At 63.5% G+C, this 12816-nt stretch carries 13 protein-coding genes and 1 pseudogene; 3 read left to right on the top strand and 11 right to left on the bottom strand.

Annotated features, from left to right (window positions below):
* Positions 1-29 precede the first annotated feature (29 nt).
* From ACVWZT_RS05870 to ACVWZT_RS05850, 5 genes and pseudogenes are all read right to left on the bottom strand, one after another.
* Entirely contained in the window at positions 30-758 is a 729-nt protein-coding gene (locus ACVWZT_RS05870; RefSeq protein WP_437179865.1) for a methyl-accepting chemotaxis protein, read from the bottom strand.
* 129 nt (positions 759-887) lie between these two features.
* A pseudogene (locus tag ACVWZT_RS05865) lies at positions 888-1775 on the bottom strand (cache domain-containing sensor histidine kinase); the annotation flags it as partial.
* 359 nt (positions 1776-2134) lie between these two features.
* Positions 2135-2545 carry a Cu(I)-responsive transcriptional regulator gene (cueR, locus tag ACVWZT_RS05860; protein ID WP_296235546.1) on the bottom strand — a complete coding sequence of 137 codons (411 nt, stop codon included), beginning with the start codon at positions 2543-2545 and terminating at the stop codon, positions 2135-2137.
* The gene (locus ACVWZT_RS05855; RefSeq protein WP_457468557.1) at positions 2542-4941 is read right to left on the bottom strand and encodes a heavy metal translocating P-type ATPase; all 2400 of its coding nucleotides are present in this window, start codon (positions 4939-4941) and stop codon (positions 2542-2544) included. The genes cueR and ACVWZT_RS05855 overlap by 4 nt, the downstream gene beginning before the upstream one ends.
* Positions 4942-4994: 53 nt before the next feature.
* The gene (locus tag ACVWZT_RS05850; protein ID WP_296235548.1) at positions 4995-5381 is read right to left on the bottom strand and encodes a hypothetical protein; all 387 of its coding nucleotides are present in this window, start codon (positions 5379-5381) and stop codon (positions 4995-4997) included.
* Positions 5382-5524: 143 nt separating this feature from the next.
* Between ACVWZT_RS05850 and ACVWZT_RS05845 the strand changes: the two genes are divergently transcribed.
* Positions 5525-5722 carry a heavy-metal-associated domain-containing protein gene (locus ACVWZT_RS05845; protein WP_296235549.1) on the top strand — a complete coding sequence of 66 codons (198 nt, stop codon included), beginning with the start codon at positions 5525-5527 and terminating at the stop codon, positions 5720-5722.
* Between the two features lie 155 nt (positions 5723-5877).
* Complete coding sequence (locus ACVWZT_RS05840; protein WP_457468555.1) at positions 5878-7059, top strand: multidrug effflux MFS transporter; 1182 nt, start codon at positions 5878-5880, stop codon at positions 7057-7059.
* On the opposite strand, the gene ACVWZT_RS05835 is transcribed toward ACVWZT_RS05840, so the two are convergent.
* Positions 7010-7207: a hypothetical protein gene (locus ACVWZT_RS05835; protein ID WP_296235551.1), complete on the bottom strand. Its 198-nt coding sequence runs from the start codon at positions 7205-7207 to the stop codon at positions 7010-7012. The two genes, ACVWZT_RS05840 and ACVWZT_RS05835, sit on opposite strands and share 50 nt — an antisense overlap.
* A gap of 486 nt (positions 7208-7693) precedes the next feature.
* On the opposite strand from ACVWZT_RS05835, the gene ACVWZT_RS05830 reads away from it, so the two are divergent.
* Positions 7694-8407 (top strand): ArsR/SmtB family transcription factor, encoded by a 714-nt coding sequence (locus tag ACVWZT_RS05830; protein ID WP_296235552.1) that lies wholly within the window; start codon positions 7694-7696, stop codon positions 8405-8407.
* A gap of 19 nt (positions 8408-8426) precedes the next feature.
* Here the strand turns inward: ACVWZT_RS05830 and ACVWZT_RS05825 are convergent, their stop codons facing one another.
* The 5 genes from ACVWZT_RS05825 to ACVWZT_RS05805 all read right to left on the bottom strand — a co-directional run bounded on the left by ACVWZT_RS05825 (position 8427) and on the right by ACVWZT_RS05805 (position 12777).
* Entirely contained in the window at positions 8427-9374 is a 948-nt protein-coding gene (locus ACVWZT_RS05825; RefSeq protein WP_296235553.1) for an adenosine deaminase, read from the bottom strand.
* A gap of 86 nt (positions 9375-9460) precedes the next feature.
* Positions 9461-10147: an SDR family oxidoreductase gene (locus ACVWZT_RS05820; protein ID WP_296235554.1), complete on the bottom strand. Its 687-nt coding sequence runs from the start codon at positions 10145-10147 to the stop codon at positions 9461-9463.
* A 363-nt stretch (positions 10148-10510) separates the two neighbouring features.
* Positions 10511-11095 carry an IMPACT family protein gene (locus ACVWZT_RS05815; protein WP_457468551.1) on the bottom strand — a complete coding sequence of 195 codons (585 nt, stop codon included), beginning with the start codon at positions 11093-11095 and terminating at the stop codon, positions 10511-10513.
* A gap of 9 nt (positions 11096-11104) precedes the next feature.
* The gene (locus tag ACVWZT_RS05810; RefSeq protein ID WP_170028128.1) at positions 11105-11767 is read right to left on the bottom strand and encodes a TetR/AcrR family transcriptional regulator; all 663 of its coding nucleotides are present in this window, start codon (positions 11765-11767) and stop codon (positions 11105-11107) included.
* A gap of 89 nt (positions 11768-11856) precedes the next feature.
* The gene (locus ACVWZT_RS05805; RefSeq protein WP_296235560.1) at positions 11857-12777 is read right to left on the bottom strand and encodes a LysR family transcriptional regulator; all 921 of its coding nucleotides are present in this window, start codon (positions 12775-12777) and stop codon (positions 11857-11859) included.
* Positions 12778-12816 lie beyond the last annotated feature (39 nt).

The raw sequence follows: 12816 nt of genomic DNA, 5'->3' as shown, positions 1-12816 counted from the left end.
TCCGCTAAGCAGCCAGTGCCGGCAAGGCATCAGGTGCGGAACCTGCGCACCAGCGCATCCAGTTCGTTGGACAACCCGGCCAGGCTCTCCGAATCCACCCGCGCCGCCTGGGCCAGTTCGGCGACCAGCTGCGCATCCCCGTGAATCTGGCTGATGTGCCGGTTGATGTCCTCGGCGACCTGATGCTGCTCCTCGGCCGCCGTGGCAATCTGGGTGTTCATGTCACGGATCACGTCCACCGATTCGCGAATCTGCCCGAAGCTGTCACGGGCCATGCCGATGCGGCTTACCGATTGTTGCGACACTTCCAGGCTGGCGTGCATTTGCGCGGCCACTTCGGCGGTGCGGCTGGCCAGGTTGCCAAGCAGGCCGTCGATCTCGGCGGTGGAATCGGCGGTGCGCTTGGCCAGCGCCCGCACTTCGTCGGCGACCACGGCAAAGCCGCGGCCCTGCTCACCGGCGCGGGCCGCCTCGATGGCGGCGTTGAGGGCCAGCAGGTTGGTCTGTTCGGCAATTGAGCGGATGGTACCCAGGATTGACTGGATGGCATTACTGTCGCGCTCCAGTTGCTGGATCGACTGCGCCGACTGCTCGATCTCCTGGCTCAGGCGGTCGACGCTGTGCACCGCTGCGTCGATCTGCTGCTGGCCTTCACGGGCCTGCTGCTGGCCGCTGTCGGCCGATTGTGCCGCCTGGCTGCAGGAGCGCGCCACTTCGTTGGCAGTGGCGACCATTTCGTGGAAAGCGGTAGAGACCATGTCCACGGCTTCGCGTTGGCGGCCCGCTGCTTCGGCCATGTCGCTGGACACACGGGTCGAACTGGTCGATGTGCTGAGAATCTTGCCGGCTGCGGCCCCGATGTGCTGGATGAGGCTGCGAATGGCGCCGAGGAACTGGTTGAACCAGCTGGCCAGTTGTGCGGTTTCGTCGCGGCCGCGAATTTCAAGGTTGCGGGTCAGGTCACCTTCACCTTGGGCAATGTCTTCCAGGCCGCTGGTGACGCTGTTGATCGGCCGCACGATCAGCTTGGCGAAAGTCGCCCCTACCACGGCGAACAGCGCCGCCAGTACCAGCGCGACGATGCCGATCAGCCAGGTCAGGCGGGTGGTGGTCTGCATCACTTCGCTTTGCTCGATCAGGCCGATCAAGGTCCAGCCCAGCTGTTCATCCGGGTAGATGTTGGCCATGTAGCGCACGCCACCAAGCTCCACTTCGGCCAACCCCTTGCCATGCTTGGCCAGCTCGGCGTAGCCGTCGCCAAAACTCGCCAGCTGCTTGAAATTGTGCTTGGCGTCACGCGGGTCGACCAGCACGTTGCCGTTGTTTTCCACCAGCAGCACGTAGCCGCTGTCGCCCAGCTTGATCTGCTGCACGATCTCGGTAAGCCCTTTGAGCGAGACGTCGACGTTGACCACGCCGCCGGGGTTGCCCAGCTGGTTGGCCACGGTACGCACAGTACTGACCAGCACGGCGTCGTCAGGTGCCCAGTAGTAGGCTTCGGTGCGCAGGGTCTTGCCAGGGTTGGCCATGGCCAACTGGTACCAGGGGCGGGTGCGTGGGTCGTAATTGACGAACTTCTGCCCGGCCGGCCAGCCGACGTAACCACCGTCATTCACCCCGTAGGACAGGTAAGCATAGGCGGGGTGCGAGGTAGCCAGGCGGGTCATGAACTCCAACAGTTTGCTGGCCTGGTCGCCCAGTTCATAGGATGGGGTCGCGCTCATGTACTTGTTCAGTTCGCTACCAGTGGCGGCGACCAGTGGCTGCGATGCCATGTACTCGACGTTCTGGTTGATACCCTGGAAGAAGATGTTCATCGCGTTGCTGACCTGGCGGATCTCCCGGCTGCTGCCGTCCAGGAACCCGTCGCGTGCCTCGCCACGCAGGTTGAGGACCACCAAGGTGGCCACCAGGACGATGGGCAAGCCGGCAATGACCGCGAATGCCCAAGTCAGTTTCTGTTTGATGCTCATCGACGCCCCCGGTTTTTATTGTTGCTACTCGAAGCAGGTAATAACTGCATCGGCAGCGTCCGGGTTTAATGTAGGAAAAATACCCGTGTTTATGGGGCTATGTCGCGGTTGGTGTCTATTCGGTCGTGTCTGACGTATATGGCATACCAAAGCGCCGGTAATCAGTGACAACAGCTGCCTGCAGCGCCATTTGCCAGGTCTCTGAGGATCGGACAATCCGGGCGGTCGTCGCCATGGCAGTGCGAAACCAGCTCGCCAAGGGTGTCACGCAGGCTCACCAGCTCCTCGATACGCCGGTTCAGCTCATCGATGTGTTGCAGGGCCAGCGCTTTCACATCGGCGCTGGCGCGCTGGCGGTCCTGCCACAAGGTCAGCAGCTTGCCGACCTCCTCGAGAGAAAAACCCAGGTCGCGGGAGCGCTTGATGAATGCCAGGCTGTGCAAGTCTTCCGCCTGGTACAGGCGGTAGCCGCTGTCGCTGCGCGTGGCGGGCTTGAGCAGGCCGATGGACTCGTAGTAACGGATCATCTTGGTACTGAGCCCGCTGCGCCGGGCGGCCTGGCCGATATTCATGAAGCCTCCTGGGTATCACGGGTGGGTTTCCAGGCCTTCAGCCACAAAGCGTTGCTCACCACGCTGACGCTGGACAGGGCCATGGCGGCGCCCGCCAGTACCGGGTTGAGGTAACCCAGCGCGGCCAGCGGGATGCCGATGAGGTTATAGATGAACGCCCAGAACAGGTTCTGGCGGATCTTCGCGTAGGTCTTGCGGCTGATCTCCAGTGCGGCTGGCACCAGGCGCGGGTCACCACGCATCAGGGTAATGCCGGCGGCCTGCATGGCCACGTCGGTGCCGCCGCCCATGGCAATGCCGATATCGGCGGCGGCCAGCGCCGGCGCATCGTTGATGCCGTCGCCGACCATGGCAACCACGCCGTCGCGCTTCAAGGCAGCCACGGTCGCCGCCTTGTCGGCCGGCAGCACTTCGGCATGCACATCGTCGATGCCCAGCGCGTCGGCCACCACCTTGGCACTACCGCGGTTGTCGCCGGTCAGCAGGTGGCTACTGATGGCTTGTGCATGCAGCTTCTCGATCGCCTGCGCGGCGCCGGGCTTGAGGCTGTCACCAAAGGCGAACAGGCCCAGCACACGGGGCTGCGTGCCACGTTCGATCAACCACGACAGGGTGCGCCCTTCGGCTTCCCAGGCCTGGGCCTGGGTGACCAGGTCACCGGCTGGCAGGGCGCTTTCGTCGAGCAGCCGACGGTTGCCAAGAGCCAGCTCGCGGCCTTCCACGCGCCCGGCGATGCCACGTCCGGCCAGCGCCTGGCTGTCGCTGACGCTGGGTAGCTCCAACCCTTGTTCGGCACAGGCGGCCAGCACCGCCTTGGCCAGCGGGTGTTCGCTGCCACGCTGCAGGGCGCCAGCCAGGCGGTGCAGGTCGGCGCTGCTGCCTGCCTGCGCCTGGCTGTGCACTACCCGAGGGCTGCCGGAGGTGAGGGTGCCGGTCTTGTCGAACACCACGCGGCTGACCGCATGAGCACGCTCCAGGGCTTCAGCGTCCTTGATCAGGATGCCGTGGCGGGCGGCGACCCCGGTGCCGGCCATGATCGCGGCAGGGGTGGCCAGGCCGAGGGCGCAGGGGCAGGCGATGACCAGCACGGCAACAGCATTGATCAATGCTGTTTCCAGTGACGCACCGGCCAGCCACCAGCCGACCAGGGTTATCAGTGCCAGCACCAGCACGGCCGGGACGAACACCTGGCTGACCCGGTCGACCAGCTTCTGGATCGGGGCCTTGGCGGCCTGGGCGTCTTCCACCAGGCGGATGATGCGTGCCAGCACGGTCTCGGTGCCGAGCGCCTGGGTGCGTACCAGTAACCGGCCTTCACCATTGATAGCACCGCCGGTGACGCTGTCGCCAGGCTGCTTGGGTACTGGCAGGCTTTCGCCACTGATCAATGCTTCATCGGCATGGCTGCTGCCGTCCTCGACCCTGCCGTCGACCGGGAAGCGCTCGCCAGGCTTGACCAGCACCAGGTCGCCGAGGCGAAGCTGGGCGATGGCTACCTCTTCTTCCCTGCCATCGACTACGCGCACCGCACGTTCCGGGCGCAGGGCTTCGAGGGCGCGGATGGCGCTGGCGGTCTGGCGTTTGGCACGGCTTTCCAGGTACTTGCCCAGCAGCACCAGGGCAATCACCACGGCCGAGGCTTCGAAATAAAGGTGCGGCGCCATGCCCGCCGGAGCCTGCGCCCATTGGTACAGGCTCAGGCCGTAGCCGGCACTGGTACCCAGCGCCACCAGCAGGTCCATGTTGCCAGCGCCGGCACGCACGGCCTTCCAGGCCGCCACGTAGAAACGGGCGCCGAGCACGAACTGCACAGGCGTGGCCAGCACGAACTGCACCCAGGCAGGTAGCATCCAGTGCACACCAAAAGGTTGCAGCAGCATGGGCAGCACCAGCGGCAATGCCAGCAACAGGGCCGCAGCAACGGCCAGGCGTTCATTGCGCAAGCGCCGTCGGGCGACAGCTTGGTCGTCCCTGGCCGTGTGCGGCAGGCTGGCGCTGTAGCCGGCCTTCTGCACCGCGTCGATCAGCAGGTTGTCGTCGACGGTCGGGAGCACTGCGAGGTGTGCCCGTTCGCTGGCCAGGTTGACACTGACCTGCTCCACACCTGGCAGCTTGGCGAGAGCACGCTCCACACGCCCGACGCAACTGGCGCAGGTCATGCCGCCAATCTGCAGTTCGAGGGCGCGGGTGGGCACGCTGTAGCCGGCGTCGCGTACGGCATTGACCAGGGCCGGCAGGCTGTTGGCCGGGGCCTGGACCCGCGCCTGTTCGGTGGCAAGGTTGACACTGACCTGCTCGGCGCCGGTGACCTTGCGCAGGGCGCGCTCGACCCGACCAACACAGCTGGCGCAGGTCATGCCGGTGATCGGCAGGTCATAAATGGTAGATGCGGGCATGGGCTCTCCTCCTTGGGCATGCCGCCAGCATCAACCTTGCCACGCGGGTAAGGTCAATAGCCCAGGCCGGCTCGTTGCAACTCCAGTCCATGTTGCCCCATGGCGATGCGGTATTTGTTGATCTGGCCCGCTTGCAGGTTCAATCGTGTGCTGCGTTGGTCCTCGATACCCGGCGCGCAGCCCGGCATTTGCCCAGGCAGTACGCGCAGGCGCACGTCCACCGGGCCTGCTGGCAGGTTGAACGAGGTGGACTGCTCCTGGAATACGCGTCCGGAGAGCTGGTCGTTGAGATAGATGCCGATTTCGCAGCTGGTGGCCACTTCCAGGCGCTCGCGGGAAATGATCAGTACGCTGTAGTCCGCGTTGCCCTCGGCGCTGGCCGGTGGCACCGCAGACAGCGTGCTCAACAGCCCGACGACGCCCAATACTGCCCTGAACATGAAGAATCTCCTGCTTGCCTGATCATCAAAGGCGCAGCTTGGCCGACGCGCGCGCGGATTTCCACCCCGGCAGTTGTCGGCAGGACTTGACCTTGCCCCGGTGGCAAGCTTGAGACTGACGAAAACTGAAGGAGGTAACCCCCATGCAAGTGTTCAATGTACAAGGCATGACCTGTGGCCACTGTGTGAAAGCCGTGACTCGGGCCGTGCAGGAGCAGGATGCGGCGGCCGAGGTGGAAGTCGACCTGGTGGCCAGGCAGGTACGGGTGCAGAGCGAGCTGGCGCAGGAGCAGATCCTCAGCGCCATTCGGGAAGAAGGCTATCAAGCCGAAGTGGCGTGATCGGGCCCATGCTGGAGGTTGCGGGAGTGCCTTTCGTCGCGATGGACAGCTCCTGCACGGGCCGCTTTGAACAGGCCAGATTGTTGCAAATGTTTTCGTACTGGGGTGCATAGCAGGTAGAATCAATTACTTGCTTAGCCTGCTATGGATTCCTGATGAACCTGCGAATGGTGCTCATCCTGGGTGCACTCAGTGCGTTCGGGCCGTTGGCGATCGACTTCTACCTGCCCGCCTTCCCGGCCATGGCGCAGGCGTTCGCCACCGATGAAAAACACGTCCAGACCACCTTGGCCGCCTATTTCCTCGGCTTGTCCATCGGCCAACTGGCCTACGGTCCGGTGGCTGACCGCTTTGGTCGGCGTAAACCGCTGATGTTCGGCGTAACCCTGTTCACCCTGGCGTCGCTGGCCTGTGCCTATGCTCCCAACCTCGACACCCTGGTGCTGGCGCGCTTTGTCCAGGCACTGGGCGGTTGCGCCGGCATGGTGCTGTCGCGGGCCATCGTCAGTGACAAGTGCGACCCGGTGGCCTCGGCCAAGGTCTTTTCGCAATTGATGCTGGTCATGGGCTTGGCGCCGATCCTGGCGCCCATGCTGGGCGGTGTGCTGGTCAACATGGCCGGCTGGCAATCGATCTTCCTCGCCCTGAGCCTGTTCAGTGCCGGTTGCCTGCTGGCAGTCGGCCTGGGCCTGCCGGAAAGCTTGCCCGAGCATATGCCGCGCCAGCCACTGTCTGGCGCCCTGCGCCAATACCTGCGCCTGTTCGCTGACCGGGTGTTCCTCGGCCATGCCCTGACCGGTGGGATAGCGATTGCCGGCATGTTTGCCTACATTGCCGGTTCACCTTTCGTGTTCATCAAGCTCTACGGCGTACCGGCCGAGCATTATGGCTGGTTGTTCGGCACCAACGCTGCCGGTTTCATCCTCGTGGCGCAGGTGAATGCCCGTTTGCTGGCCAAACGTGGGCCGGCATTCCTGCTGGCGCGGGCGGTCTGGCTGTACCTGGCGGCTGGCCTAGTGCTGCTGGGCGTGGCGGCGCTGCACCCGGCGCAGTTGTGGCCGCTGCTGGTGCCATTGTTCATCTGCATCGCCAGCCTCGGCTGCATCATCCCCAACGCGTCGGCCTGCGCCATGAGCGGGCAGGGCGCGCGGGCTGGCAGTGCCTCGGCGCTGATGGGCTGTCTGCAGTTCAGTGTCGCTGCCGGCGCGGCGGCGCTGGTCGGCTTGCTGCATGACGGCAGTGCGGTACCGATGGCGTTGGTAATCGGCTTGTGCGGCGCACTGGTCGTCAGTGTCGCGCTGTTGACCCGGCGCTTGCAGGCCACGGCTCCCGCATGAGCGGGTGAGGTGCCTGGAGGCGGGTTTCCAGGGTGGCGACGAAGGCACGCGCTTCGGCCTCGCTGCGGAAACTGACCACGTGCTGATCGAGTTGGACCTGCCACGGGCAGGCCGGGTTTCGGCTCGACGGACTGACGACAATTTTCATCGCGGCATACCTCCACAGGGAAACAGCCGCTGTAGTGTAGCGCTGCCCCTTCCGCCTGCCATGACCTGCAACAGCGTCCTGACTGACGGTTGGGCAGGCTGGTTCGCCAGTCCTTTTTCACCTTGGGGCGCAACGCCCATGAGCCCGTGGAACCTTCGCTTTGGTTTGCGTTATTTGTGGAAGGCAACTGTCGGGCACATCCGAAGTTGTGTCTGGTGTTTCTACCGTGGGAACTCCCTGACCAACAGGGTGTGCAAGCCGGCTGTTTCAGCGCGCGGCTTGGGGTGGATGTGCAGGTTTGTTCACGGTTCGCCATGGGTACCCCTACCCAGTTGTTTTCGGGGGAGGTGCCGCCGCGGCAGGGCTGCCTGAGTGGCGTTTTTTGCGGCTTATACTGGCGAACCAGGCCAGTGCCAGCGAGAGGCGCTTCCCTGCCAGGGTTGGCCATCGCATCCACACAGTGAACTTGCAGGGAGTTACAGGGACATGAACGCAGCCAGCAGTATCAGCCAGATCGCCAGCCTGATGGCCGACCCCAAGCGCAGTGCCATGTTGTGGGCATTGATCGATGGCACACCACGTTTGGCCAAAGAGCTTGCGGTGATGACCGGCCTTACCTCGTCATCGGCCTGCGCGCACCTTTCCCTGTTGTCGTCTGCCGGCTTGCTCCGGCATGAAGCGCGGGGCCGCAAACGCTACTTTCGCTTGGCGACGCCGCAGGTCGGGGCCGCAGTGGAGGCGCTGGCCAGTGTCCAGCTGGAAAGTGCCAAGGGGACGCAGGCCAAGGCACCGGTGGCTACCTTGCCAATGTCGGTACGCCGGGCGCGCCGCTGTGGTGATCATCTGGGCGGGGAGCTGGCCAGTGAGCTGTATCACCGCCTGGTGGTCGCCGGTTGGTTGGAGGGCAGTGGTCGACAGCTGATGGTCAGCGGTGAAGGGCGGGCGCAGTTGGCGCTGGTGGGGGTCTATATCGATGCGCTGGCGCCCCACCAGCAACGTGGCTGTGTAATTTGCCACTGCACCGAGCGCAACGACCAGGGGCCGCATCTGGGTGGCGTGTTGGGGCAGGCCTTGTTCAGGCTGTTCCTTCAATCCGGCTGGATGCGCGAGGCCGAAGACACACGGGCTTTGCATATTTCAGCGCTGGGCATCCAGCAGATCAATCGCATTGCCCGCGTGCCGACGTTGCAGGTCGGTTGACCGCAACGCCGCCATTCATTCAGACCAACCGCGCATCCAGGCTGTTCTGGGCCAGGCGACGGGCCTGGGTTTCGCTCATGCCCAAGTCGGTATACAAGGCGTGGAAGTTTTCGGTGACGTAGCCACCGAAGTACGCCGGGTCGTCCGAGTTGACCGTCACTTTTACGCCGCGCTCGAGCATGTCGAGGATGTTGTGCTGGCTCATGTGGTCGAACACACAGAGCTTGGTGTTCGACAGCGGGCACACCGTGAGCGGGATCTGCTCGTCGATGATGCGCTGCATCAGGCGCTCGTCCTCGATAGCGCGCACGCCGTGGTCGATGCGCTTGACCTGCAACAGGTCCAGGGCCTCCCAGATGTACTCGGGTGGGCCTTCTTCACCGGCGTGGGCGACGGCGACGAAGCCTTCGCTGCGAGCGCGGTCGAACACTCGCTGGAACTTGCTGGGCGGGTGGCCCATTTCCGAGCTGTCCAGGCCAACGGCGATGAACGCTTCGCGGAACGGCAATGCCTGGTCGAGGGTTTTCTGGGCTTCGTCTTCGCTGAGGTGGCGCAGGAAGCTGAGGATCAGGCCACTGCTGATGCCCAGTTGCTTGCGGCCATCCTTGAGCGCCTGGTCGATGCCATTGAGCACCACTTCGAAGGGGATACCGCGGTCGGTGTGGGTTTGCGGGTCGAAGAACGGTTCGGTGTGGATGACGTTCTGTGCCTTGCAGCGTTGCAGGTAGGCCCAGGTCAGGTCGTAGAAGTCCTGCTCGGTGCGCAGCACGTCGGCACCCTGGTAATACAGGTCGAGGAATTCCTGCAGGTTGTTGAAGGCATAGGCAGCACGCAAGGTTTCCACGTCGGCCCACGGCAAGGCGATCTTGTTGCGCTCGGCCAGGGCGAACAGCAACTCGGGCTCCAGCGAGCCTTCCAGGTGCAGGTGCAGTTCGGCCTTGGGCAGGGCGTTCAACCAGTCATACATAGTGGGTCATCTCGATCAGGTACGGTTGCCGCCATTCTACAGGGCCTGGCCGGGCAATGTGCCCGGCCAGATTGCAAGCTGGTGAGTCACCAGACCAGGGGTTCGCCCTTGTAGTTGATGAAACGCAGGCCGCCGTGTCCGCTCTGGGCCTTGATCTGCTCGAGCATGCCGCGGGTGCTGGTCAGCACATCGATCTCGGCGTTTTCGCCGCCCATGTCGGTCTTTACCCAACCCGGGTGCATGGCCAGTACACACAGGTCAGGGCGTTGCTGTTCGACGACGAAGCTGTTGATCATCGAGTTGAGCGCTGCCTTGCTGGCCTTGTACAGGCAGATTTCGCCGCCGTCGGGGATGGTCACGCTACCCAGGATCGAGCTCATGAAGGCCAGCACGCCGCTACCTTCCCGCACCTGGCCGACCAGGCGGCGGGCCACGCGGATCGGTGCCACGGCGTTGGTCATGAACAACTCACCGAGGTCCTGGGTCTGTACCGTTTCCAGGTCTTGTGGCAGGGGCCCCATGACACCGGCGTTGACGAAGACCAGGTCGAACACCTGGCCTTGCAGACGCTGCTTGAGGCCATCCAGCTGGGCTGTGTCGTTCATTTCCAACTGTTCGATACGCACGCCGGGCACATCGGCAAGCGCCCCAGGCTGCTGCGGGTTGCGTACGGTGGCGGTAACGTTCCAGCCGTCCTCATGCAGGCGTTGCACCAGGCCAAGGCCCAGGCCGCGCGAGGCGCCAATGATGAGGGCCGATCTTGAAGAAGCCATGGAATCACTCCTTTATCAAAGCAAAGAAAAGGTAATGAGCATACGTCACAGTGGGCACTGGCGCCTGTCTGCCGAGTGTATAAAAAGTGAGCAGTCGTTTCGGAGCCGTGCATGGCTTGGCCCTGGGCCTGTTGGCGCACGGGTTATCCACAGGCTGTTCCACAGTTATTGTGCGCAAGGCGCATGGCGTAGCTGAATTTTGTGGCGTTCCGTTGGGGATAACGCTTGGGTAAACAGCGGTCTGCGTTCAGTACAATCGCTGATCAAAATATGATCAATAGCATGCAGGGCTTGAAAACACTGGCTTGCAAGCGAATGCCCCAAGCTTATCCACAGGCCGGCCCACAGTTGTTGTGGGCATGTTCAGCGCGCTTCGAGCAGAATGCGCCCGCGGCTCAGGTCGGCCAGTTGCTGCTGCAAAGACTCCAGGTGGGCATCGCCGAGGGCAATCACCAAGTCAACACCGTTGGCAGTGAATTGCTCGTCAAGGACCAACCCGTCAACCTCTGCCAGGCGCAACTTCACCAGCGCCAGTTCACTGAAACCACAGCTACAGGCGAATTCGCTGCGCTGCACCAGCAGCCGCTTGGGGGCCTGTTGCAGGCACTTGTTGGCACCGCCACCGTAGGCCCTGGCCAGGCCACCAGTGCCCAGCTGGATACCGCCGTACCAGCGGATCACCAGCACCACCACCTGGTCGCAGTCCTGCGCTTCGATTGCAGCCAGGATCGGTCGCCCGGCGGTGCCCCCCGGTTCGCCGTCATCACTGCTGCGGTACTGGGCGCCAAGCTTCCAGGCCCAGCAGTTGTGAGTCGCGGCCAGGTCGCTGTGGCGCTCGATGAAACTCATCGCTTCGGCGGCACTGCTGATGGGGCCGGCGAGGGTGATGAAACGGCTTTTGCGAATTTCCTCGCGGTATTCGCACAGGTCGAGCAGGGTAGAGGGCATAGATGACGGTCAGGCAGCCGGCTTGATGCCGCAGCCTTTCAGGATGATGTGGATAAGGTTGTTGCTGGCGTCTTCCATGTCCTGCTTGGTCAGGCGGCTGCGGCCGGTAACCTGGCAGATCTGGGTGGCGAAGTCGGCGTAGTGCTGGGTACTGCCCCAGAGCAGGAAGATCAGGTGCACCGGATCGACTGGGTCCATCTTGCCGGCTTCGATCCAGGCCTGGAATACCGCGGCACGGCCGCGGAACCATTCGCGGTAGTCGGCACTGAAGTATTCGGTCAGGCAGGTGCCGCCGCTGATCACTTCCATGGCGAAGATGCGCGAGGCTTGCGGGTTGCGCCGGGAGAATTCCATCTTGGTGCGGATGTACTGGCTCAGGGCTTCGGCCGGGTCGTCATCGACGCTCAAGGCGTTGAAGGTACTGTCCCACAACTCGATGATGTTGCTGAGCACGGCGATGTACAGGCCCAGCTTGTTGGTGAAGTAGTAATGCAGGTTGGCCTTGGGCAACCCCGCCTTGAGGGCGATGGTGTTCATGCTGGTGCCCTTGAAGCCGTGGCGGGCGAACTCGTCTTCGGCGGCCTGGATGATGGCCTGTTCGTTTTTCTGGCGAATGCGGCCCGCGGGTTTGCCCGAGGTGGCGAGGCGATGCGCAGGGACTTCTAGGGTCATGGACGATTCCGTACGGGTCAATGGCTGCGGCTGTCGGACAAGATTACCTGCCTGCGCCGAAGTGACAAGCGTTTCGGCAAAGACTGGCATCAGCGTGTCGCAGCCAGGCTCTCGAGGAAGCTTTCCAGCACCAGGTTGGGCCGCCGCCCCTTGCGTGTTACCCAACTCAGGCTCAGGTCATAGAAGCGCTGCCGGGGTTTAAGCGCACGCAAGCGGCCTTGCTGTACCCAGAACGTGGCGTAGTGGTCAGGCAGGTAGCCGATATAGCGCCCGGTAAGGATGAGAAACGCCATTCCCTCGCGGTCCGAAGCGCTCGCCGTGCAGTTCAGGGCCTGATAGTGCGCCTGGATCTCGGCCGGCAGGCGGAAGGTAGGGGCGATGGCTTCCTGGCTGTTGAGGCGGTCGTCATCTATCTGCTGGTCATCGGCATAGAACAGCGGATGGCCGACGGCGCAATACAGCAGCGAGCGTTCGCTGTACAACGGCTGGTACTCCAGGCCCGACAGCGGACTGGTCTGCGGCACCACGCCGACGTGCAGGCTACCGTCGAGCACGCCGTGTTCGACCTGGCTGGGCGCGATCATGCGGATCTGGATGCGTACATCGGGGCCACGGTCCTTGAGTTCGGCCAGGGCATGGGTGATGCGCATGTGCGGCAAGGTGACCAGGTTGTCGGTCAGGCCAATGTTCAGCTCACCACGCAAATGCTGGTGCAGGCCATTGACTTCGGTGCGGAAAGTTTCCAGGGCGCTGAGCAGTTGCAGGGCCGAATGGTAGACCTCGCGGCCTTCCTCGGTCAGCGAGAACCCGGCGCGACCGCGCTGGCACAGGCGCAGGCCCAGACGTTGCTCCAGGTCGTTCATTTGCTGGCTGATAGCCGAGCGACCAATGCCCAGCACGTTCTCGGCAGCCGAGAAGCCTCCGCACTCGACAACGCTGCGGTAGATCTTCAGCAGGCGGATGTCGAAATCGCTGACCTGGGCGAGTGGGTCGGGGCGTCTGCTCATCAGTTTAGCGGGGGCCTGTCTGAAGGTTAGAAATGTTGGCTT

This window comes from Pseudomonas sp. TE21394, assembly GCF_054057835.1.
The sequence above is the reverse complement of the archived record's forward strand: the minus strand, read 5'-3'. Positions and strand labels throughout refer to the sequence as shown.

Excerpts from the sequence above, each read along its gene's own strand:
- ACVWZT_RS05870 (WP_437179865.1), bottom strand. The coding sequence starts at position 758 with ATGGTCTCTACCGCTTTCCACGAAATGGTCGCCACTGCCAACGAAGTG.
- cueR (WP_296235546.1), bottom strand. The coding sequence starts at position 2,545 with ATGAATATCGGCCAGGCCGCCCGGCGCAGCGGGCTCAGTACCAAGATG.
- ACVWZT_RS05855 (WP_457468557.1), bottom strand. The coding sequence starts at position 4,941 with ATGCCCGCATCTACCATTTATGACCTGCCGATCACCGGCATGACCTGC.
- ACVWZT_RS05850 (WP_296235548.1), bottom strand. The coding sequence starts at position 5,381 with ATGTTCAGGGCAGTATTGGGCGTCGTCGGGCTGTTGAGCACGCTGTCT.
- ACVWZT_RS05845 (WP_296235549.1), top strand. The coding sequence starts at position 5,525 with ATGCAAGTGTTCAATGTACAAGGCATGACCTGTGGCCACTGTGTGAAA.
- ACVWZT_RS05840 (WP_457468555.1), top strand. The coding sequence starts at position 5,878 with ATGAACCTGCGAATGGTGCTCATCCTGGGTGCACTCAGTGCGTTCGGG.
- ACVWZT_RS05835 (WP_296235551.1), bottom strand. The coding sequence starts at position 7,207 with ATGAAAATTGTCGTCAGTCCGTCGAGCCGAAACCCGGCCTGCCCGTGG.
- ACVWZT_RS05830 (WP_296235552.1), top strand. The coding sequence starts at position 7,694 with ATGAACGCAGCCAGCAGTATCAGCCAGATCGCCAGCCTGATGGCCGAC.
- ACVWZT_RS05825 (WP_296235553.1), bottom strand. The coding sequence starts at position 9,374 with ATGTATGACTGGTTGAACGCCCTGCCCAAGGCCGAACTGCACCTGCAC.
- ACVWZT_RS05820 (WP_296235554.1), bottom strand. The coding sequence starts at position 10,147 with ATGGCTTCTTCAAGATCGGCCCTCATCATTGGCGCCTCGCGCGGCCTG.
- ACVWZT_RS05815 (WP_457468551.1), bottom strand. The coding sequence starts at position 11,095 with ATGCCCTCTACCCTGCTCGACCTGTGCGAATACCGCGAGGAAATTCGC.
- ACVWZT_RS05810 (WP_170028128.1), bottom strand. The coding sequence starts at position 11,767 with ATGACCCTAGAAGTCCCTGCGCATCGCCTCGCCACCTCGGGCAAACCC.